The sequence below is a fragment of the Arthrobacter sp. LT660 genome (assembly GCF_056172845.1).
Genome location: NZ_CM149651.1, coordinates 898,721 through 921,568, shown reverse-complemented (window position 1 = coordinate 921,568; position 22,848 = coordinate 898,721). Strand labels below are relative to the sequence as shown.

Here is a 22,848-nt window from a genome sequence, read left to right as displayed (position 1 = left end):
GGGCATGCGTATTGCTCGATTTGTAGTTGACGGTGATCCCCTCTACGGCGTGGTTGAAGGCGACGAAGTGGCGGTGATTGCGGGGGATCCGTTCTTCCAGGGCGTGAAGCCCACCGGCGTGCGACACCCGCTGGACGACGTCCGCCTCCTGGCACCGATCATTCCGCGGTCCAAGGTCGTCGGGTTCGGCCGGACCTATGCGGACCACGCCCGCGAACTGGGCAACGAGGTGCCGGTCACCCCGCTGATGTTCCTCAAGCCGAACACCTCGGTGGCGGGTCCGGGCGATCCGATCACCCTCCCCGCCTTCTCGGAAGAGGTTTCCTATGAAGCCGAACTCGCAGTCGTGATCGGGCGCATCTGCAAGGACGTGCCCGCCGACAAGGTGGCTGACGTGGTCTTCGGCTACACCTGCGCCAACGACCTCACGGCCCGCGATGTCCAGAAGACGGACAACCAGTGGGCTCGAGCGAAGGGCTGGGACGGCTCCTGCCCGCTCGGACCGTGGATCGAGACCGACCTGGACGTCGACGACGTGCGGATCGTTGGTCGTCTCGATGGCGAGACCGTCCAAGACGGCAGCACCAGCCACATGGTCTGGAGCGTCGCCGACCTCGTTGCCTACGCGTCCCAGGCCTTCACGCTGCTCCCGGGCGACGTGATCCTCACCGGCACGCCGGCCGGCGTGGGACTGATCCGGGAGGGGCAGCGCTTCGAGGTGGAGATCGAGGGGATCGGTACGCTGTCCAACCCCGTGCGCAGCTAACGACGGTGTATGGACAGCGCAGCGTTGGCCGGGTGTTTTCCGGTGCCCTTCGGCAGGCGGCGAAAAACAGGGCGGCCCGTCCCACCTGGCAGAAGCGATTGGGTCACCTGTGGGCACTCGCACTGGTCCTCGGGGTCTCCGCGCGCGTCAGCCACCGACTCGGAGGGCCAGAATGGCTGACGGCAGTCCTGATTGTGACGGCCGTCGCATTGGCCGTCACTCTGCTGGTGCGACGCGTCGCTGCGGAAATGCGCGCATGGAGGCGCCGGTAGCCGCGTACTAGACTCGTGACCACCATGATTGACGTATCCCAGATCCCCACTGTCACCCCGGAAACGCCCGTCCGCGTGCGTTTCTGTCCGTCCCCGACCGGCACTCCGCACGTTGGACTGATCCGCACGGCCCTCTTCAACTGGGCCTACGCACGCCACACCGGCGGCAAGCTCATCTTCCGCATCGAGGACACGGACGCCCAGCGCGACAGCGAGGAGAGCTACGATCAGCTCTTGGAGGCACTGGACTGGCTCGGGATCGACTGGGACGAGGGCGTGAACGTCGGTGGTCCCCACGAGCCATACCGTCAGTCGCAACGCTCGGATCGCTACGACGAGGTGATCACCAAGCTGAAGGACGCCGGACACCTTTACGAGTCCTTCTCTAACCCGGACGAGGTCGAAGCGCGCCACAAGGCAGCCGGCCGCGACCCCAAACTGGGCTACGACAACCACGACCGCACGCTCACGCCGGATGAGGCCGCCGCGTTCCGCGCGGAGGGTCGGGAGCCGGTCCTCCGCGTCCGCATGCCGGACGAGGACACGACCTTCACCGACCTGGTGCGCGGCGAGATCACGTTCAAGGCCGGCTCTGTCCCGGACTTCGTGGTGGTCCGCGCCAATGGCAAGCCGCTTTACACGCTCGTGAATCCGGTCGACGATGCGCTCATGGGCATCACGCACGTGCTGCGAGGCGAGGATCTCCTCTCGTCCACGCCCCGGCAGATCGCCCTGTACCGGGCGCTGATCGATGTTGGCGTGGCTCAGTACATGCCGCTCTTCGGCCACCTTCCATACGTCATGGGCCAGGGCAACAAAAAGTTGTCCAAGCGCGACCCCGAGTCGAGCCTGTTCCTGCACCGCGACCGCGGCTTCATCCCCGAGGGGTTGCTCAACTACCTGTCGCTGCTCGGCTGGAGTATGTCGGCCGACGAGGACATCTTCACCCGAGACCAGCTGGTCGAGGCGTTCGACATCCACAGCGTCCTTTCCAACCCGGCCAAGTTCGACCTCAAGAAGGCCGAAGCCATCAACGGATCTCACGTGCGGCTTCTTGATCCGACCGACTTCCGCGATCGACTCGTTCCGTACCTGCGCCACGCGAAGCTCGTGGGGGAGGCCCTGACGGAGCGGCAGAATGAGATCCTGACGGAGGCGGCTCCTTTGGTTCAGGAACGCATCGCCCTCTTGGGCGAGGCACCGGACATGCTTGAGTTCCTGTTCCGGACGGACGACGACGTCGTCGTGGCCCAGGACGCGCTAAAGGGACTTCCCGGCAATACCGACGAGGTGCTCGACGCCGGCATTGCCGCCCTCGAGGAATTGGGTGACTGGACCGCCGAAAGCATCCAGTCGGCGCTCCGTGAGGCACTGATCGAAGGCATGGGCATCAAGCCGCGGCTGGCTTTCGGTCCCATCAGGACGGGAGTCTCGGGGAAGCGCATATCGCCGCCGCTGTTTGAGTCCATGGTGATCCTGGGCAAGGAGTCGTCGCTCGTGCGTCTGCGGGCCTTCCGCCAGGACATCGACTCGCTCTGACACATCGAGGTGCGTCCCGCCAGCTGGCGGGGAGCACCCCTTGCCGACGGTACCTTCGATTTTGGAATTGGGACGAGGGTCGGGTAAAGTAATTACTCGTGCTGAGGCGCCGGGAACTGCTTGAACAAGGTAGCAAACCGGAGGCTGAAGTCCATTGGGATATGGTGTAATTGGCAACACATCGGTTTCTGGTACCGACATTCTAGGTTCGAGTCCTGGTATCCCAGCGCTACGGTTTCCGCGGTTCCCGCGGGAAACGGCCTGACCGAAGTAGTTGTTTTCGGTCAGCTACGGCCCCATCGTATAGCGGCCTAGTACGCTGCCCTCTCACGGCGGTAACGCGGGTTCGAATCCCGCTGGGGTCACGGTTCGCAAGAACTACAGGCGGCATCAGCCTTCAAGTGATGCAGGCTATGCGGCCCCATCGTATAGCGGCCTAGTACGCTGCCCTCTCACGGCGGTAACGCGGGTTCGAATCCCGCTGGGGTCACCGTTACAAACAATGTCCTCGGCTTCTGCCGGGGACATTGTTGTTTAATCCTCAGGACGAGGGAAGAATCGTTGTCACCCGGGGTTTGCAAGGCCCATCTAGAGCGGGACCTTTTCCCGCGCGGCGATGACGCTGTTTCCGCCCATCTTCTCGGGCCCCGACCTCGATTGGTCCCTTCAGCGTGCCCATTCTGTAGCGCCGATCGCTTGCCGACGTGCGTGACCTCAACGACCCTGATGCGTTTGACGTGGTTGAACCGCATCCTGCGTAAGCTGTCGAAGGTGAGACACCTGGTGGATCTAATGTGCCTGCCGACGGCGAGCGGATGGCAATACGACGGAGCCGTTTGATGCAGGACACGCCCAAGCTTCTCGCAGTTTGAAAGTTTTCCAGTCCGCGCCGCAGGTACCGCTAACGTGGTTCCTGCCCCAGAGCGAACCGACCGCAGGTGGTGCATAGTGTTTGCCTTCTCCGAAGAGACCGTACGGTCGGACCATCCAGCCCTGTCCGGCTGGACGTTCAACGACGTTCAATGGACGCGGTTCGGAGCCGACGCCGTTCATATGAACGGCCAAAGTGCGGAACTCGCCGACTTCGTCTCGGCCAATGGCGAATTGCAGTTGTTGGATCGCGCCCTCAAAGCGACGTTCGTCGGGGGCCTCGGCAGTTACCAGATCCGCATCAAGTTTCCCCGTCCGGTTCATTCCGCCGATGGTGTGGGCGCGGTCTTTACCCTGCGCGGTTGGAAAGACATCCAATACGTTGCCGTCGGTTATACGGACTCCGAGCTGTTCCGCCACATCAAAGTCAAGAACCCACTCGATGGTGTAGCCACGGAAATCATGTGCGGATTCTCCGATCTTGTCTTCCGCATACAGAACGGGTGGTCGAACGTCTTCAGCGCTGACGTGGCCGACTTGAGGATCTATGTGAAAGGAGAACCCGACGGGGAAGGCGAGATCCTGGTGGATTGGGTGTCGGTCTGGGACGTCGACTCGAAGCCCGAACCCAGCTATGCGTCATCGCTGGACCCCGACGCGGCGGCCGTCACAAGCCTCATATGCGACCACCTTGCCCAGAAAAACCCCGATTACAGGCGTCGCGCCGCAGAGTTCGTCGAAACAGGCGACTTCCCTGTCATTGGCCGGACGCGTCTGCCGTGGAAATCTGCCGACCTCCAACCGGAGGACGTGGGATCGAATGGAACTTATCGCTACATTTGGCATTCGCTGTGCCCCGCAGGAGACCTGCTGGTCTACGGGCTGATCGACGGAGTCGATGCGGCAATCTATGCTGCCCGAGACATGATCAACTCGTGGTTGGATCATAATTTCTACAGCGAAACGGCAGACACGAAATATGCGTGGTACGACCACGGCGCCGCCGAGCGACTTATGGTGTTCCTGTTGATGGCCCAGGTTGGCGGTCAACGAGGCTTCGATGGACGGTTCATGCTGCGACTCAACCAAGCGATTGAGGAGCACGCAAATCTCCTGTTGTCGGAGGCGTTCTACGCTTTCAACCAACCAACCCGGCACCACAACCATGCGTGGTTCCAGGACATCGCCTTGCTCATGGCAGGCATCATCGGTCGGGACAGTCCTTCCAGCGATTACCGAATTTCAACCGGCTTAGCCCGGCTGCGTGACCAGTTCGACTCACTGATCACGAGAGACAGGGGCTTCGCGGTTTTCGTCGAGAATTCCACTGGCTATCAGGAGGTCATACAGCATCTGGTGGGCCTGACGAAGAAGTTGGCGGCCATCTCCGGAAGGGAAACCAAATCGGGCGAACTCGTTCGTGAATTGCGGAACTGGTCCGACGTCCTGAGGTACCCAGATGGCCGGGCACCGTCCCTAGGGGACACGTTCCGCACGGTCAACGGACCAGCAGCCGAAGCGGCGCATGCAGCCAAACTGGAGGCCCCGGGCCTAACGGTCCTGCCGATTGCCGGATACGCCGTCGCCAAGGGCCTCCATCAGGGACTACCGCAAAACGTGATGGTTTACGCTTCCAATTTGTCTGCCACACATAAGCATGCCGACCACTTGTCGTTCACCCTGTTTTTTGATGGCGTCGAATGGTTGATAGACCCCGGCTTCTTCTCCTACGAGCCGGGTGATGCAGTGGCCCAGTACCTGCGGGGACCATGGGCCCATAACGCAACCGTCATCGACGACGTTCCCTATTCCCTGGCACCGGGGAGGGCCACTCTTGGCGGGTTCCGCGAGGGGTCCGAATACGTCATTAGCGGGATGCACGAGGCGTTTCGCGGCCATCAGGTGTCCCGCCAACTCTCCGGCCGGCTCGATCGCCTGCAGTTGCGAGGGCACGACGAGGTTCTTGTGGCTGAGTGCGCGGACGACCACGAAGGTAACGACTTCACGGCTACGAGTGTCTTCCATCTTGGCGAAGGCGTGGTGGTGCAACCCAGCGGCCATGCCTCGTGGTTACTAACGCACGGCCGCTCTCGGTACGGCCTGGTCATTGGAGCGATGGTGTCCGGCGCAGTCGTCAGAGGTGTTGGGTCTTCGCCCAAAACGACGAGTGTCTCCGCCGGTGCCTACGGCGAGTTCCAGCCGACTAATTCCCTGATGCTCGAGCATCCCGTTGGGCAACCCCTCGAATGGACCCTTGACGCGGTCGATCGTAATCCGAGCACATGATCCCTAGGCGGTCCGCAAAACACCGTGCGAGTCCTCGGTACAGGAAAACCGCTGTGGGGCATGATGGAGTCCGTGAACACTGACCAGCGAGCGTCCGCAGGCCCGGACGGAGACGGAGCAAGTGCGGTGCGGCTTCTGGAGGAAGCCAAATCGTCGTTGCTGGATGCGGCTTTGCCCTTAAACGTTCCCGGCGCCGGAGCTGCGCGTGAATTCGTTCGCGCCATTCTCGAACAGCTGGAAGACTACATCCTGCCGCGTTTCCGGAATCTCGACGCACCCCTCTTGGCAGTCGTTGGAGGTTCGACCGGAGCGGGCAAATCCACGCTCGTCAACGCACTCGTCGGCCACCCCGTCACCCGAGCCGGCGCCATTAGACCCACTACGAGGCAGCCCATTCTTCTGCACCATCCATCCGAGGCACGGTGGTTCAACGACCAGCGGATCCTCCCCGGGATGTCCCGGGTAGCCGGCCGTAGAACGAATCCCGACAAGCCTGAATCGGCCGATCGGGTCGGCCCCGCTCCGGACGCGGCGGTGGGCTCACTGGTGATGCTGGCGGACGAGGCGATTCCCGCTGGCATTGCATTGTTGGACGCCCCGGATATTGACTCCATCTCGGACGGGAACCGGCGCCTGGCCGGTCAACTCCTGGCGGCGGCGGACCTGTGGCTGTTCGTCACCACGGCCAACCGCTACGCGGACGCTGTGCCCTGGAAGCTCCTTCTGGAGGCCGCCGGACGGGACATCACCGTCGCCGTGATCCTGGACCGCGTCCCCCCCGGCGTAGAGGAAGAGGTTGCCACGGATCTCCGCACCATGCTCGAACGGCAGGGACTGGGAACGGCGCAGCTGTTTGTCGTTGCGGAGACGAACCTCGACGACTTCGCGATGCTGCCCGCTGACGCGGTCGCGGAGTTGCGGGGCTGGCTGTCCGACCTCGCCGGGGACGTGGCCGGGCGCTCGGCCGTCGCGCGCAGGACGCTTGACGGCGTCCTCCGGCAACTGGTCGTAAGGATCGATGCCGTCGCCGACGCGGAGGATGCGCAGCGCGCCGCGGGCGCTCGGTTAGGCGCTGACGTCGCCGAGGCCTACGCGACTGCCGCGCAACGCATCGGCGAGGCCACCAGAGACGGCACCCTCCTGCGGGGCGAGGTCCTCGCGCGCTGGCAGGACTTCGTGGGAACCGGCGAGTTCTTCAGGTCCCTCGAGACTGGAATCGGACGATTCCGCGACCGCATCGGCGCCTTCCTCTCGGGCAAACCCCAGCCGGTCGAAACGGTGGAGGAGGCGATCGAATCCGGCCTGCTCGCCGTAGTGGTCGACCAGTGTGCCCGGGCCGCCGAGGACGCGGACGCGCGTTGGCGGGCCGATCCGGCAGGCCGGGAGTTGCTGGGGTCCGAGGATTTGGCCCAACCTGGGGCCGGCTTCGCGGATTCGGCAGCCGCCGAGATCCGGGCATGGCAGGGCGATCTGATGGAACTGATCCGCACCGAGGGGGAGGACAAGCGTTTCACGGCGCGCATGGTCTCCTTCGGCGTCAACGGTGTGGCGGTCGCCCTCATGGTTGTCGTCTTCGCATCAACGGCTGGTTTGACTGGACTCGAGGTCGGTATCGCGGGCGGTTCCGCCATCGTCGGCCAGAAACTGCTGGAGGCGATCTTCGGAGAGGACGCCGTTCGGCGTCTCGCCAAACAAGCTCGCGAGTCTCTGGACAGCCGTTGCCGGTCGCTCTTGGCAGAAGACAGTGCACGGTTCCTCGAACGGCTCGCCATTCTGGGGCCCCAGGACAATGCTGACCTTCTCCGCGGCCACGCACGTAGGCTTGCCGCGCTTTCGGCGGGAGAATTGGCATGAGTCGGCGGCGGTCGGAGGGGGCAGGCTCGCCTCTCGTGGACCAGCTCGACGCGCTCAATGAAGCGCGGGAACTGGGCGAGGGACGAGTGCCCCAGGCCGCGGAGGCGGCCGTATTGGATGTTTTGGAACGGGCCTCCACTCGCCGTTCGCTCAGCGCTGACCACACCGTCGTCGGGTTCTTCGGCGCGACGGGAAGTGGGAAGTCCTCGCTCTTCAACGCGGTCACGGGTCAGGATTTGGCACGCGTCGCGGCCACCCGCCCCACCACGTCCGCCCCATTGGCCGCCGTATGGGGCGCGGCCGGAAGCGCGGAACTGCTCGACTGGTTGGGTGCCGACCAACGCCATGAACTCGCAGATCCTCTTGCCGATGGCCGGCGCACCGGTTGGCTTGGCGGGGGACGAGCGGAGCCCGGCGGGCTGGTGCTCCTGGATTTGCCGGACTTCGACTCGACGGCCCTGTCCCACCGCGAAACCGTGCAGCGACTGTCAGGTCAGGTTGACGTCCTCGTCTGGGTGCTTGATCCGCAAAAATACGCGGACGCGGCGGTTCACCAAGACTTCATCCGCCCGTTGTCAGCCTACGGGGCAGTCACCATGGTGGTGCTCAACCAAATCGATCGTCTGCCTCCGGGAACGTTGAACGCGGTTCTGGATTCCTTGCGCGGGATTCTCGCGGACGATGGGCTGGGGAAGGTTCCCGTCTATCCGGTCTCTGCGAGGACCGGGGACGGGGTCGACGAACTCCGTGCCGCCATCGCCGCGGTCTCCGCGGGCCGCGATGCCGCAACGCAGCGGCTCCGCTTGGATGCGGCAGGTGTGGCAAAGGCGCTGGGTGCGGAGGTGGACGGGGAACCGCTGGATGCGCCGGGAAAGGACGTCCAACGGCGGCTGGCAGGCCAATTATCCGAGGCTTCGGGCGTGGAAACGGTCGTGTCCGCCGTCGGCCGCTCCTACAGGATCAACGCGGGGGCAAAGACCGGCTGGCCCGTAACCCGGTGGCTGACTCGGCTGCGTCCGGATCCGCTGCGACGGCTCAATCTGAAGACCCGGGATGTGAACCCCACGGTCAACCGCACATCATTGCCCCCGCCGGGTTCGGCCCAGCGTGCGCAGGCGGACTCCGCGGTTCGTGCCTATGCGGACACCGCAAGCCGCGGAGCGCCCGAGGCTTGGCGCGGTTCCATCCGCCGTGCCGCCCGGGCGAGCGCACCGACCCTGCCGGATGCGCTCGACCAGGCGATCGCACACACGGACATCGGGGCCGGCAAGGGGTCCTGGTGGTGGCCGGTTGTGGGTACCGTCCAATGGATCGCGCTGGCGAGCGCGCTGGCCGGCGCCGCGTGGTTAGGGGGGCTCTTCGCCATGGGATACCTGCAGTTGCCGGTGCCCGAAACGCCACAGGTCGAGGGGTTCCCGATACCCACGCTGATGATCGCCGGCGGTCTCTTTCTGGGCATCGCTCTGTCGATGGCCACGGGAATCATTTCCCGGATGGCTGCGAGGACTCGGGCTGCCGCGGTGCGGCGACGACTCCGCACGGCGGTCGCCACGGTTGCTCAAACGCATGTCGTTGAGCCGGTGGCCAATGAAATCGACCGCTACAACAGGTTTCGTAGCGCACTGAGGGCAGCCCGTGGCTGAACAAGATTCACCCGCTGTACTCGTCGGCGGCATGACGGAGCGGGGCCTGTTGGCACGCATCCTTCCGCGCTTGAGCGGTGCCAGGGTAGAGGTCGGACCCGGCGACGACGCAGCCTTGGTTGAGGCACCCGATGGGCGGTTTGTCTTCAGCATCGACACGGTGGTGCAGGACCAGGATTTCCGGCTTCTCTGGCCGAACGGCTCCGTGGGAAGCGGCTATGACGTCGGATGGAAGTCGGCGGCCCAGAACCTGTCCGATATCAACGCGATGGGGGCGGTGACGACGTCGGCCGTGATTAGTCTGACACTGCCGTCCGACACCCCAGTTCACTGGGTGGAGGGGTTTGCGGACGGCTTCAGTGCCGCCGTCGCGGCTCTTGGCGCGCACCGCTGCGCGATCGTTGGCGGGGATTTGGGCCGCGGGCGCGAGCTCTCAGCGACAGCCGCGGTGACCGGCGACCTCGGCGGCCACGCACCGGTTCTCCGCTCCGGAGCCCGCCCCGGGAATGTCCTGGCGGTCTGCGGACGGCTGGGCGCCGCGGCGGCCGGGCTTGCGCTGTTGGAATCGGCCCTGCCGCAGGCGGAACTCGAAAGACGGCATCGCCGGCTGATCGATCTCCAGCTACGGCCGCGACCGCCGCTGGAAGCGGGACCGCTGGCCGCCGCGGGCGGGGCGACCGCAATGATGGATTTGTCTGACGGTCTGGCGCGAGACGCCCCGCGGATGGCCCGAGCCAGCGGCGTCGACCTGCAACTCGACGTCGCGGCGCTTGCCCTACACGCGGAGGAGCTAGGGCCGACGGGGAGGCTTCTGCAGACGGATCCGTTCGGGTGGGTCGTCCACGGCGGAGAGGATTTCGCGTTGCTGGCCACCTTTCCGGCGGCTATCCACCTGCCGGTCGGCTTCAGCGCCATCGGGTCAACCGCAAGCGGCCATGGCGAGGTCCGGATTGGAGGCACGGTGATAGGGGAAGCGGGTTGGGACCACTTCACCGCGGCGCGTTCCGCCGGCGGTACAGGGGGCTAGGCGGATGGTTCGCGCTCCTGGCCTCCGCGGGCGCCCTCCACCTGTTCGAACGAAAACCGGCGCGTGTGGCGTGGCAACGCGCGGCACTCCGCGTTGCTAGAATCACCGACAGGGCGCGTGCACGACAGCCCACGGTGATTGCGGCGAATGATGGGGGAGCAAGGTGCACGAGGAATTGGTGGGCATCCGTGCTCGGAGCATCCGCACAGGCAGGTCATCAACTCCGCTACCTCCAAACCCGGCAGCGGATAGTCCCCAGGATCTTCTTCGGGTGCCCGTGCGAACGACGGCCCATCAACCCATACCGCAAGTGGTGGCGACCATTGCCACGGACCAATCGCAATCCGAGGTCGCAAGGTATTACCCGACCCTTCCGCTCTACCCGGACACGGTTGTGGCGTCGGTGGACGCCCATAGGCCGCAATTTATCCTCATCGAGCGGGCGGCACTGAACGCCGGTCCTTGGTTCGGCACGGAACATGAGGCCGGTGGGGCGCTCATTGAATTGATCAACAGGCTTGAGAAATGGTCCCTGAAGGCGCAATGCGCGATGATCATGATCGACGGGCCGGGCGAAGACCGTTATTACACCAAACGGTTACGTGCAGCCGCGCGCCACTGCTTCCCGAACGAGAACTTTTGGTCGGAGCTTCCCGAACGCCCCCGGCGCCGCAAGATCTACCACTTGGCTCAGCAGTTCGCGGAGAAGGCGTTCGAGGAAGGTGGATCAACGAATGGTTCGTGACGACCGTGATGTAGTGGTTTGCGTCGAAGACTCCGGGCACGAAGGCCTGATCGACGAACTTACGGCCGAGATTTCGAGTAACGGAGCCACCCCGGTGGTTATCTCAGCCGGTGAGGGTTTGCCGCCGGATGGCGATGGGCCGGTTCGTCGGGTTTTCATTAGTCCGGCTGCAGGCAGGACCCCACAGAGGATTGCATGGGCCGCCGTTGGCGAGGCGACGAGACGACGCGCCAACCTGGTCCTGGTCCGTGGGATGCGCACGGCGTGGAGCCTTGCCGGGAACGCCGCGATGAATGGACGCATTGTCTCTTGGCTTCCGGGCGAGCCCCTCTCCGAAGAACTGCGGCGATGGCCGCGTGGCGAGGGCGCCATCGAAGCCATCGGACGCGCGTCTCGGCTTATCCTCGTCGACGATGAACTATCGCGGATCGCCCTCATCCAAGCGATCCCCCAAGTGGCCGCGAAGATTTTCGTCTTCGTCAGCGCAGCCGAGCATTGCACAGGCACGCCGAACGTGCTCACCGCACGGACCATGATGAGACTCCTGAGGGCCCGCTACCGGGTCTTGGTTTTCGACGATTTGGCACACGACCGCGGAAATTTCGGGCAGCACAACCACGGCGTGCTTCCGTCCGGCGGAGGGGAAGTGGCGCCACCGCGGCTGGCCGAAAACCTGAGTTCCCCGGACGTACAGATCATTCGCTTGACTACGGCGGAGTGCATAGACGGCGGCGGGGGGGGACGTTGTGAGCATCCGACCGCGGCTTCCGGCACGGCACCTTCAGGAAGGGCGCTTGCTCCCCAGATACGCTGCCTGGCATCTGGCGATTGTCGCGGAGGTTCTCGACTGCGACGTTGTCCTACCGGCGGATGCGGAAACGGCGCTTGCAGGGAGGGGCAATGAAGTGCTCCTGGATCGGATGTGGCCGACACTTGCCGTAGCCTCCTGGGACGGGGTGGAGTCCCTCGGCACGGAACGCATTGGCGAGATTGTTGACTTGTGCCGGAAGGTGGTGGTGCCCTCGGAGGGGATCCGTTCAGTTGTGGAGTCGCGATTATCCGCGGCAGCCGGCAAAACGATCGTGCTTCCATGGACCCATACGTCGGATACGGGTGGGACGGTTTCGAGCGGCGAACTGGGCGAGCACTTCGCAGCCGTCCTCGAGAGGCAGACGGCCGATTATTCCGCAGTCGAACTCCAACCAGAACGGCTCAATGTTCTACTCGCGGGACACGACTTCAAGTTTGCGGGCGAGCTGGTCGATCAGCTCACCCTCCGGCGGGACCTCGACGTACGGATCGACAAGTGGGATGCACAGGATCTCCATGATCCGAACGCCAGTCGGGCGTGTTTGGAGTGGGCGGACGTCATTATCTGCGAGTTCGCATCGCACAACGCCGTGTGGTATTCGTGGGAAAAATTGCCGCACCAGAAGCTTCTGGTCCGCTTCCATGGCTACGAGGTCAATCTCGATTGCATCCGCGACCTGAATGTCGACAATATCGATTCGGTGGTATTCGTTTCGGAGTTCTTCCGCCGCCGTGTCGTCGAGGACTTGGGGTGGGAAGATGTGCCGACATCGGTCGTTCCCAACATGATTGACAGCTCCGACTTGGACCGTGGAAAACTCCCCGAAGCCCGCTTTCACCTTGGTATGGCGGGCATCGTGCCGATTCTCAAGCGGCCGGATCGCGCCCTGGACCTACTCGAAAACCTGCTGGAGCGGGACGCCCGGTACACGCTTCATCTGCGGGGAAGGAATCCTTGGGAATACAGCTGGATGTGGAAATCCGACGCCGTCCGAGACGCCTACGAAGCCCTGTACGAGAGGCTGCTCGTCGACCCGGCCCTCCGTGCCAGGGTGTCCTTCGATGACTTCGGCCCGGATATGGGGCGGTGGTTCCAAAAAATCGGTTGGGTGTTATCGCCTAGCACGCGGGAAACGTTCCATCTGGCCCCGGTGGAGGGGATGGCCTCCGGAGCTGTTCCCGTTGTTTGGGATCGCCCTGGGGCTTCCGAGATCTTCGGCGACGAATGGTTGCACGGAGATACGGCAGCAGCGGCTGATTACATCCACGCGGTCAACGAGTCCGAACGAGCGTATGAAGAAACGAGTGCTCGCGCACAGCTCCATGCCGTCCGCTACGACCTCAGGTCCTTGTCGCGGTCGTGGTTGATCCTCATAAGGACGGCGGGCAATAGGTTTCAGGACGTTCCGTCACGGCGCATTGAGGCAGGGAGAGTCGAGATTCTCTTCGGACAGCGCCAGGACGCCGACCGGTTGGGACGCCTGGTGCGCGTCCTCCAGCGAGACGGACATGCTGAACGTGTTGCGCAACTGATCGACGAATATCCCGCTCTTTTTGCGGAGCTTCCGTCCGCAGTCTCCGGGGAGGCTCTCATGAGACGGGGCCTAGCTAAGATTGCCGCGACTCCCGGAATTGTTCCCGCCCGCTCGTCCGGCGCCATCTATAAGACGCGGTCCGGCCAAACCATGTCCGTTAGGGTGGCGCCAGTCGAATCCGGCCGATCCTCGGTTGCCGCTTCGAGGGAAAACGCGGCATTCGAACTTCATCCGCCGACTATCTTTCGCCCGCCGCAGGCGGATGAGACGCCAGGGGAAGCGGCATCGCAGGCCGAGCTGACCATAGACAAATTCATTATCTACTCGGCTGACAGGCTGGTCCGTGAGGCCCGGGCAAGCAGGCCTGCCGCCCTAGTCGGCCACGGCGACTGCTGGGTGGCCGCAGCGGTCCTTATAGCCTCCCGGCGCTTGGGCGTCCCGTTCATCTTGGATCTCGGAACTTCCGCGGCCGATCGCTACCGGGAAACAGCCGAATGGCTCACTTCAGAGGCGGACGGGGTTGCCGCGGGCGCCATTGACGATCGACTCGTGTCAGCGGCCGCGGAAAACCACGCGTCGATGGCGCATGTCCATGAACAGAGGAGCCTGCGCCAGTTGCGTGTTGGACTCATCGCTGACCAGTTCACGACTCAGACAGTCTCGGGATCGTTCGATGCCGTTCCGCTTCGGCGTGCGGACGGATACCTGCAGGTGGCCGTCGAGTCCTTGGACGGCTTGTTCATTGAATCCGCTTGGGAAGGACCGAACGACGAGTGGCGGCGCGGGGTCGCACATTCGAAAGAAGGCATCGGCGACCTGCAAAAAATCATCGAGGTCGCGCGGCACAGGGGTATTCCCGTCCTGTTCTGGAACAAGGAGGACCCGGTGCATTTCGCCAATTTCGCGGGAACGGCGGCCTTGGCCGATCATGTGTTCACCACGGACGGCGACCGGGTACCCGCCTATCTCGGCCTTCCAGAAAGTTCGATTCAAACCGCGTCCGCATTGCCTTTCTACGCTCAACCGCAAATCCACCATCCATTGCCGACGGACAGAACATACGAGCACTCCGTCTCGTATGCAGGTACGTACTATGGCGATAGGTTCAGGGATCGGTCCATCGAACTCCACGCAATGCTTGAGGGGGCGGCACGGCACGGGCTGACCATTTACGACCGGCAGGTCAATGTTCCGAATTCGCCGTACCACTTTCCGCCCGAACTGGCGAAGTTCGTCAAGGCAGGCGTTGCCTATGAAGAGGTTCTCAAGCTGTATAAAACACACCCGGTCAATATCAACGTGAACTCGGCTCGGGACTCGCCGACGATGTTTTCCCGCCGCGTCGTCGAGATCGCGGCGTCTGGCGGAGTGGTGCTCAGCGGACTTGGCCGCGGCATCAGCGATCAGCTGCGGGATATTCCAGCGACGGGTGATGCTGCTTTTTGGGATGACAGACTCGCGGTTTGGATGGAAGACGAGGGTGCCCGACTCGACGAGGCATGGAAGCAGTTGCGCTGTATCGCGCGCTCTCACCTGGCGGATCAAGCACTGACACTGATGTTCCGAACCGCTGGACTTCCCATCAGTCTTGAGGGCCTGCCGCCTTACGCCTTGCGGTTCGAATCCGTGGGCGATCTGGAACTGGATGTCCTACTCGCCCAAACGCACCGGCCTTCGGCCGTTGCCATCGCCGCATCGGAACTGCCACGCGTCCATAGGGACCGCCTGCAGGAAGCCGGCATTGGCGTCGTCGAGGCCGTCGAAGAACTCGACGAGTCAATCCAGTGGATAGCTGACGGACTCGTCCAAGGACGCCCCACCTATTTCGAGGACTTGCTCCATGCGGTGCGGTTTGGCGAGTGGTCCAGCATTGGTGCCCAGACTTGGCGCCCCGAAATGGGCCGTGGTCGAACGCTGGCCACTGAGGGCGATGCGAATACGCTCATCGCATTACGGCATCGGAATCGATCAAACGCCGGGGCCGGACGCCCAATGACGTGGCTACTCGCGCCCGATTCGTGATTCGGAACAAGGCGCAATAGCGCCTCTTCGATTCGTCATTTAGTTGGTTTTGGCCGTGATCAATACCGTTTTCATGGCCCTTTCCAAAACGTGCAATTTCGCATCGCCGGAACCCACGGGCATGACGCAGAAAGCGTCTCGTTCGGTATAGACGTTTGTGACCGAGATTCCGCGTGGGTCTTGGCTGGCCAGGCGGATGCCGGCCTCGAAGCAGTTCTGATCGATCCACCATTGTTTGCTGCCCGACACGGCCGTTTTCGCGGCCGCTGCAGCGATGAAACCGGCGGCCGGTGTTAGCGGCCATGAAAAACTGCCCATAGGCGGCCACGGAACTGCCCACTGACGGCCATGGAAACTGCCCGTTGGTGGCCGTGAGATCTGCCCACTTCTTTGACGTAGCCCTGCTGCTTAAGCGGCGGGAGCCTCTTCCCGGGGTTTGATAACGGTGTCTAGTCGCACCAAAGTCGCCCGGGAAGAGGCCCTAATGAAGTTTGACGGAGAAATCATGGAAATACTTGCTGCGTATGATCTGACGGGTTCGTTGCGCGCCGCCGCGGAACTCACCGGCTGCTCGCACCACACGGTCGCCCGGCACGTCGCTGCCCGGGACGCCGGTCAGCCGATCGCCGAGCCGGCCTACCGGGGCCGGGTCACTGATGCGTTCCTGCCCAAGATCGAGGAATGGATCGAGGCTTCCAAGGGCAAGATCCGAGCCGATAAAGCCCACGAGAAACTCCGTGCCCTCGGTTACGAGGGTTCGGAACGCTCGACCCGCCGGGCAGTCGCGCAGGTCCGCGCCGCCTGGCGGCTCGGCCACGTCCGGGTGCACCGCCCCTGGGTGACCGAACCTGGTCAGTGGATCCAGTACGATTTCGGCGACGGCCCAGTGATCGAGGGCAAGAAGACCGTGTTGTTCGTGGCATGGCTGGCGTGGTCCCGGTTCCGGGTCGTGATCGTCCTGCGGGACCGGACGGCGCCGAGTGTGTTCGCGGCGCTGGACCGCACGTTCCGTGTCGTGGGCGGCGCCCCAACCTACGTCCTCACCGACAACGAGAAAACGGTCACCGTTTCCCACGTCGCCGGGGTCCCTGTCCGTAACCAGCAGACGGTCGAGTTCGCCCGCCATTACGGCGTGACGGTCCTGACCTGCCAGCCGGCTGATCCCGCGTCCAAGGGCGGCGTGGAGTCCTCGGTGAAACTCGCCAAGGCCGACATCGTGCCCAAGGACACCAACCTGCGCCCCGAATACGCTTCCTTCGCCGAGATCGAGGCGGCGTGCCAGGGCTTCATGGATGAGGTCAACCACCGTGAGCACCGCGCTACCCGCCGAAAACCCGCCGCGATGCTGACCGAGGAAGCGCCACGGTTGCACCGCATCCCGGACACCGCGCACACGGTCGCGTTCGGCCTCTCCCGGTCCGTCCCGGAGAACACGCCGATGGTCACCTTCGAGAACGGTCAGTACTCCGTCCCGGCGTATCTGCTCGGCGCGGGGGTGTTCGTCCGATCCCACGGCGCCGGACCCGATGAACAGGTCATCGTCGTCCACCACGGCAGCCAGGGCCCGGTGGAAGTCGCCCGGCACCGGCGCGCCCGGCCCGGCAGCCCGGCGATCAACGACGCCCACTTCCCGGACCACCGGCCCAGGATCCCTGGCGACTACACAGCGAAGGCCCGGACGGCCGCGGAGGCGGAGTTCCTCGCGATCGGGGACGGCGCCCGGACCTGGCTGCTCGAGGCCGCAGCCGCCGGGACGGCACGGATGAACGTGAAGATGGCCGAAGCCGTCGCCCTGGCCAAGATCGCCGGGCAGTCCGAAGTCGATCACGCGTTGGGAACCGCGGCCATCCATGGCCGCTTCGCGAACAAGGACCTCACCTCGATCCTGAACGCAGCGGGTTCACGCACCACCACCCATGCCGCCAGGGAAACCCAGTCACTCACCCAAGGCACCGCAGGGTGGGCAGCCATCGGCCAGCCACCCGCAACCGCCGAGGCCGCCGCCGTTCTGGAGGAAAGCGCATGAGTCCGGTCCCGGTCACCGCACCGGCCTTGCCGGCGGAGCTGGAGGCGCTGATTGGCACCTAGCGCTTGGTGGTAGCGGTAGTCCGTCGAGTTGGTAGCACGTTTCCGGGTACACGGTAGCGCTGGCGGTTGATGTACTGCTCTGCTGTGAAGGGACAACGCATTCGGCGTTGTCGTTTCATTGTTAAGGGCGGGTTCATGGTGGACTATCGGAAAATATTGGGACTGTTGCTGGAGGGGCGGAGTTACCGCGAAGTCGTCGAGATCGCGGGGTGCTCGCATCGCGACGTGGCCCGGGTTCGGCAGGAGATCCAGGGCCGGGGTGTCACTTCGGTGGGTGCGATCACCGACACTGAGCTCGCGAAGTGGTTCCCCGACGGGCGCCGGAAGGTATCAGAGGAGTACGTCCAGCCCGACCTGTCGCAGGTGCTGGCGTCGATGAAACAGAACCGGCACTTCACTCTGCTGTTGGCTTGGCGCCGTTACGTCGATACCAAGGACGCGGGCAAGAAGTACGGGTATTCGCAGTTCTGCGCCCTGTTCACCGATTATCTCCGCACCCACGATTTGGTGGCGGTGCTCCGGCACGAGCCGGGCCGGGCGATGCTGGTGGACTGGGCCGGCGACACGATGGACGTCGTTGACACGATCACCGGCGAGGTGGTCAGGGCGGTGTTGTTCGTTGCTGTGCTGCCTTTCTCGGGCGTGATCTTCTGCCGCGCCTACGCGGATATGAAGTCCCCGGCCTGGCTCGACGCTCACGTTCAGGCGTTCACGTTCTTCGGCGGCGTTCCGCAGATCGTCGTTCCGGACAACCCGACGACCTCGACCCACCAAGTCCACAAGGGTGACGCGGAGCGGGTTGTGAATACTCGGTATCAGCAGCTCGCCGACCATTACCAGTGCGCGATCGTTCCGGCACGCGTTAAGCGCCCGCGTGACAAGGCCGCAGCCGAGAACGCGGTGAACGTCGTGAACAAGCGCGTCATCGGTTACCTCGACGACGATGTCTTCACGACCGTGGCCGAGTTGAATGCTGCGATCGAGGAGCGGGTGCGGGAGATCAACCACGACATCCGCCGCGCTGACGATACGACCAGGTGGGAGAGGTTCGACACCGAGGAACGGGAGTTCCTCGAGCCGTTGCCGGACGCTGCGTTCGAAGACGTCTCCTGGAAGGAACTGAAGGCCGGCCGTAATTACCACGTCACCGCCGAAACGCAGCGGTATTCGGTGCCGTTCGCTTTGGCGGGGAAGCTGTTGCGGGTGAGGCTGACCTCGTCCCGGGTGACGGTCTTCGATGGGCACGAGATGCTCTGCGAACACCCGCGGTTGACCGGCCGAAAGGGCCAGTACTCGACCCTGCCCGGCCATGTCCCGCCGCAGCACCGCAATATCGATGGGCTGTGGTCCAGGCGGTGGTTCACCGATCGGGCGCGCAGCGTCGGGCCGGCAACCGTCACGGTGATCGAGCAGATTCTCGACGGCCAGGTGATTGAGGCGCAGGGCTACCTGTCCTGCCAGAACGTCCTGGACGGGCTCGGCAAAAACAACCGGGAACGGCTGGAGGCGGCCTGCCAGGAACTCGTGAACCGCAGCGCCCATCCGACCTACTCGACACTGAAACGTCTGATGGCGGCGATCGACAGCGACGCGAAGAAGCCTCGGCCGCAGGTCCCGGCGGCCTCGACACGCAAACGCGTCAGCACCGTCGTTTTCCGCGACACCATGCCAGACGTCTATGTTCGCGATGCCTCCCACTATGCACGCGACGAGGAGGGGAAGTGATGTTCACCAGCATCGATTATGACAAGTTCCGGGCCCTGCGCGTGACCCACGTCGCGACCCGGCTGGAAGAGCTCATCCAAGACGAAGGCAACGACACCCTCACCCCCGAGCAGCTGTTCCTAACCGCCGTCGACGACGCCCTTGAGTCCCGGCGCATCAACAAGGTCGACAAACTCATCCGCCAGGCCGCCTTCCCGATCCCGGGCGCGACCGTCGCCGAGGTCGACTACCGCGACGGGCGCGGCATCACCCCCATTCGGATGCGACGCTATGCCGCCCACGACTGGCGCTCCGACGCGACGAACCTGCTCATCATCTCGCCCACCGGCGGCGGGAAAACCTACCTCGCCTGCGCGCTGGCCATCGGCGCCTGCCAGAGCGAACACTCGGTTCTCTACTTCCGGATGGACGACCTCGCCCGTCGGCTCGTCATCGCACGCGGCGACGGCATCGCCCACCAGAAACTGCTGAACGAGCTCTCCAACATCGACCTGCTGATCATCGACGACTTCCTCACCGTCGGCATCGACAGCGACGCCGCCAGCGACCTGTTCGCGATCCTCGCGAACCGCGAACACCGGCTGCCGACGATGATCGCCTCGCAGACCGGGCCGGCGCATTGGATCGCCGAACTGCCCGATCGGGTCGCGGCGGACTCGATCGTGAACCGCCTCGCCAACAACGCCCGGATCATCAACCTCGGCCAGATCGATATGCGAAGGCACCAAAACGACCAGGCCCGCGCCCACCAGGACTACTGGGAATAACACCGGAGCGGCCCGGGTACACAGCGCCCGGGCCGCTACCACCTCGCCAGAACCGCGCTACCGACTAAATGGACTACCGCTACCAGCAAGCGCTACTCGCCAGCTGATGCGGCAGCTGAAGATGCCCCACGCGCGGGCTTTGGCGCCGGAGCTGATCGCGACTGCCCGCGCCCAGCGCTGGGAACCGGCCGAGGTCGTCAAGGCCCTGTTCGTCGAGGAAGTCGCCGGTCGATCCCGCTCCATGCTTGCCGCCAGGCGCAAGGCCGCGGGCTTCCCGACCGGGAAAACCTTCGACACCTGGGACCCCGCCGCATCCTCGATCCCCACGCCGACGCAGCAGGCGCTGCGGACGCTGGAATGGATCGGAAGGAAGGAGAACGTCGTGATCTGCGGCCCCTCCGGCACGGGCAAGACATTCTTCCTCGAAGCCCTCGGGCAGCAGGCCGTCGAAGCCGGACTGCGGGTCGCTTGGTTCCGCCTCGAGGACCTCGGCGCTCTCATGCGCGCCCACCGTTCCGATGACAGCGTCACCAAAGTCGTCGCCCGGATCCTGCGCGCAGATCTGGTGGTGGTCGATGACATAGGCCTCTTGCCGGTCGGCGTTGACGCGGCGGAGGGACTCTACCGTCTCGTCGACGCCGCTTATGAGAAACGGTCTATCGCGGTGTCCTCAAACTTGCATCCTGCCGGCTTTGACGAGCTCATGCCTAAAACCCTGGCAACGGCAACCGTGGACCGGCTGCTGCACCACGCCCACGTCTGCCAGACATCAGGAGATTCAATCCGACTCAGCCAGGCCTTGGCCGGAAAAGGAGTCACGCCAATGAACTAAACCCCGACCCCAACATGGCCAACGCCACCGAACATCAGGTGGGCAGATCTGGTGGCCATGAGTGGGCAGTTTTCATGGCCACCAGCGGGCATTTCTGCTGGCCGCCCATGGGCACAAACTATTGGCCATTGACAGGCCTGTCCAGCTGCCGCTGTCGGGTTGAACACAGCAAAACCGCCCGTGTATTTTTCCCAGGGGGCTACTCCCTGTCCCAGGATTCGCGAGCAGATGTCGGCGGCGGCGTGCTTTTCAATGAGGGGGGCCAAACCGGTCGTAATGACCGTGTCCAAATCAAGAACCACCACCGGGCGCACGAATTTGCGCAGCAGCGGATATACGAAGGAGAACCGGATCAGCGATGCTATCGGTCCTAGGTTGTCCCCGGCATCGAGGCTCACGACGGAGAGAACGACGCCCTGGGGATCCCAGGCCGCGAGAGCCTCCCTCACCGCAGTAGGGTTGTCCGATATCACCGCCAAGTGAAGAACGGCTTCCTCTGAGCACGTCAGGCTGAAAGACTGCACGAGGAACCGTGCGTATTTATGGAAATAGCCTTCGTCGCACGAGGCGCTGACAATGTACTTGGCTCCTTCCGGGGCCGCCCAGTCAACGCTCAAGTCGGCGTCCAGAATCGACGTCGAATCGGAGTCGAGAGTGAGTTCCGCCGCAGATGCGGTGACTACAGTGGACACCGGAATGGCAATATACGGTTCGAAGCCATCCGCCCGATGCGACTGAAACTGACCGATCAGAGCCGCGTACTCATCGAATTCACCGGCCTCGTAGGCGCATACCGAGAGGAAGATGCGTCCCACGTTTGCGGTCTGCGTGTCGTTCGCTTCCCCGATGAGTTCCTCAATCCGACGGGCCGCGACGTCCGACCCGAAATTGCTGAGGTAGCCGCGGCAACAGTAGATGAACGACTCCAGGGACTGTCCGCGGGCGAAAGCGTTCTCGGCCGCTGCCAGTACTTCGCTGTCGAAGGTGTTCTTCCACAGCTTAATGAGACTACAGAGGCGCCGATAGGGCCAATCGTGTGCGGGATTCAACTCCGCTGCCCGGTAGAGCAGCTCCTTGGCGCGGAGGTATTTCGCTGTATCCGGCTCGTCGCGGATGTAACGGATGGAAGCGATAACACCAGTTGCCTCGTCCAGAACCTCCCGAAAGGTCTGCGTCCCGCTGGCACTGGAGGTCGTGGAGCTGGAGGGGGGCTTCGCTGCGGGCACGTCGTTAATCTCTAGGAGCGATCCCAAGACCGATCGGATGACCAAGGTCGCTTTAGTTCGCGGCAATGGCTTGTGACCAATGGCGTTCGAAGTCGTTTGAATCTCGTAATCCCCGATCGACGTGGCGAAGTCGGTTGCCCTCTTGAGGCTGGACTGCAGGTCGATCAATTCGTCGTGGCCAGTATCCAGCCGGTTCGTCACGATCTTGAATCGCGGAACGACTCCGCGTGCCTTCATCCTTTCGACAACGCTGATTCGTTCAGGCGCCGTCTTGAACAATTCGTCGATCGTCTGGCTGAGAAGTCGATCCTCAATGACGCGTAAGGCGCGCTGGATCGAATACTTTCGCAGATCAAGTTGAGGCACTTCGGCGACCGCAACCGGGTGCCTTAGTTCAGTTGCCAGCATCAGGGCCCCGTAGCCGCCCATGGAGGAGCCGTAGGTGACGACGTTGGCGAGTGGCACACCCAGCGACTTGGCCAACTTGGCGACCACGAAAGCCATGTGTGCCACGAAGTCGTCGTCTTGGTCAATGAACCAACCGGCATGGACGTTGTCGGAAACGTACAGGGCCGGGTCGCTCAGCACGACAACGTGGGCGTCCAGGAAGCTTTCTTCCCATGTCCACCTGTGGAAGACGGGATTCGCTTGCGGAGACGCCACGGGTTGCGCGGAAGGAAGGAAGCAGACGATCGCCTCTGCGCTCGGCCGTGCGGTCACGAGGGCGTCAACGTAAACACCAAGACGGATTTCGTGGCGAACGTGATGTTTTCCAGGTGGAACGGTTCCCGCCGCTGCCAGATCATCCAGCTTCGTCGGAATGCCGCATGGTTCCGTCATC

General features: G+C 63.6%; 14 protein-coding genes and 3 tRNA genes. 15 read left to right on the top strand and 2 right to left on the bottom strand.

Annotation, left to right across the window (positions count from 1 at the left end):
• The first annotated feature begins 4 nt into the window (after nucleotides 1-4).
• From AC0QSG_RS04200 to AC0QSG_RS04150, 11 genes are all read left to right on the top strand, one after another.
• Complete coding sequence (locus AC0QSG_RS04200; protein WP_475376755.1) at nucleotides 5-766, top strand: fumarylacetoacetate hydrolase family protein; 762 nt, start codon at nucleotides 5-7, stop codon at nucleotides 764-766.
• Between the two features lie 296 nt (nucleotides 767-1,062).
• A complete protein-coding gene (gene gltX, locus AC0QSG_RS04195; RefSeq protein ID WP_435726751.1) occupies nucleotides 1,063-2,577 on the top strand; it encodes a glutamate--tRNA ligase in 1,515 nt (504 codons plus the stop codon).
• 155 nt (nucleotides 2,578-2,732) lie between these two features.
• Nucleotides 2,733-2,804, top strand: a tRNA-Gln gene (locus AC0QSG_RS04190).
• A gap of 65 nt (nucleotides 2,805-2,869) precedes the next feature.
• Nucleotides 2,870-2,942, top strand: a tRNA-Glu gene (locus tag AC0QSG_RS04185).
• 52 nt (nucleotides 2,943-2,994) lie between these two features.
• Nucleotides 2,995-3,067, top strand: a tRNA-Glu gene (locus AC0QSG_RS04180).
• Between the two features lie 458 nt (nucleotides 3,068-3,525).
• On the top strand, nucleotides 3,526-5,733 hold the full coding sequence (locus tag AC0QSG_RS04175) for a heparinase II/III domain-containing protein (RefSeq protein WP_475376754.1): 2,208 nt from the start codon (nucleotides 3,526-3,528) through the stop codon (nucleotides 5,731-5,733).
• 63 nt (nucleotides 5,734-5,796) lie between these two features.
• Nucleotides 5,797-7,587 carry a dynamin family protein gene (locus AC0QSG_RS04170; RefSeq protein WP_475377271.1) on the top strand — a complete coding sequence of 597 codons (1,791 nt, stop codon included), beginning with the start codon at nucleotides 5,797-5,799 and terminating at the stop codon, nucleotides 7,585-7,587.
• Nucleotides 7,584-9,230: a GTPase gene (locus AC0QSG_RS04165; RefSeq protein WP_475376753.1), complete on the top strand. Its 1,647-nt coding sequence runs from the start codon at nucleotides 7,584-7,586 to the stop codon at nucleotides 9,228-9,230. Before AC0QSG_RS04170 ends, AC0QSG_RS04165 begins: the two co-directional genes overlap by 4 nt.
• A gap of 31 nt (nucleotides 9,231-9,261) precedes the next feature.
• Nucleotides 9,262-10,257 carry a thiamine-phosphate kinase gene (gene thiL / locus AC0QSG_RS04160; protein WP_475377270.1) on the top strand — a complete coding sequence of 332 codons (996 nt, stop codon included), beginning with the start codon at nucleotides 9,262-9,264 and terminating at the stop codon, nucleotides 10,255-10,257.
• Nucleotides 10,258-10,570: 313 nt separating this feature from the next.
• The gene (locus AC0QSG_RS04155) at nucleotides 10,571-11,002 is read left to right on the top strand and encodes a hypothetical protein (protein ID WP_435726754.1); all 432 of its coding nucleotides are present in this window, start codon (nucleotides 10,571-10,573) and stop codon (nucleotides 11,000-11,002) included.
• Between the two features lie 794 nt (nucleotides 11,003-11,796).
• Nucleotides 11,797-15,369 carry a hypothetical protein gene (locus AC0QSG_RS04150; RefSeq protein ID WP_475376752.1) on the top strand — a complete coding sequence of 1,191 codons (3,573 nt, stop codon included), beginning with the start codon at nucleotides 11,797-11,799 and terminating at the stop codon, nucleotides 15,367-15,369.
• A gap of 39 nt (nucleotides 15,370-15,408) precedes the next feature.
• Here AC0QSG_RS04150 and AC0QSG_RS04145 read toward each other — a convergent pair whose 3' ends face one another.
• Nucleotides 15,409-15,687, bottom strand: coding sequence for a hypothetical protein (locus tag AC0QSG_RS04145; protein WP_475376751.1), 279 nt, complete (start codon nucleotides 15,685-15,687; stop codon nucleotides 15,409-15,411).
• A 166-nt stretch (nucleotides 15,688-15,853) separates the two neighbouring features.
• Between AC0QSG_RS04145 and istA (AC0QSG_RS04140) the strand changes: the two genes are divergently transcribed.
• From istA (AC0QSG_RS04140) to istB, 4 genes are all read left to right on the top strand, one after another.
• The gene (gene istA / locus AC0QSG_RS04140) at nucleotides 15,854-17,395 is read left to right on the top strand and encodes an IS21 family transposase (RefSeq protein ID WP_475375124.1); all 1,542 of its coding nucleotides are present in this window, start codon (nucleotides 15,854-15,856) and stop codon (nucleotides 17,393-17,395) included.
• A gap of 197 nt (nucleotides 17,396-17,592) precedes the next feature.
• The gene (gene istA / locus AC0QSG_RS04135; protein WP_475375123.1) at nucleotides 17,593-19,182 is read left to right on the top strand and encodes an IS21 family transposase; all 1,590 of its coding nucleotides are present in this window, start codon (nucleotides 17,593-17,595) and stop codon (nucleotides 19,180-19,182) included.
• A complete protein-coding gene (locus AC0QSG_RS04130) occupies nucleotides 19,182-19,949 on the top strand; it encodes an ATP-binding protein (protein WP_475375122.1) in 768 nt (255 codons plus the stop codon). Before istA (AC0QSG_RS04135) ends, AC0QSG_RS04130 begins: the two co-directional genes overlap by 1 nt.
• 106 nt (nucleotides 19,950-20,055) lie before the next feature.
• A complete protein-coding gene (gene istB, locus AC0QSG_RS04125; protein ID WP_475376750.1) occupies nucleotides 20,056-20,781 on the top strand; it encodes an IS21-like element helper ATPase IstB in 726 nt (241 codons plus the stop codon).
• On the opposite strand, the gene AC0QSG_RS04120 is transcribed toward istB, so the two are convergent.
• Nucleotides 20,778-22,847 (bottom strand): hypothetical protein, encoded by a 2,070-nt coding sequence (locus AC0QSG_RS04120; RefSeq protein ID WP_475376749.1) that lies wholly within the window; start codon nucleotides 22,845-22,847, stop codon nucleotides 20,778-20,780. The two genes, istB and AC0QSG_RS04120, sit on opposite strands and share 4 nt — an antisense overlap.
• Between the last annotated feature and the right edge of the window lies 1 nt (nucleotide 22,848).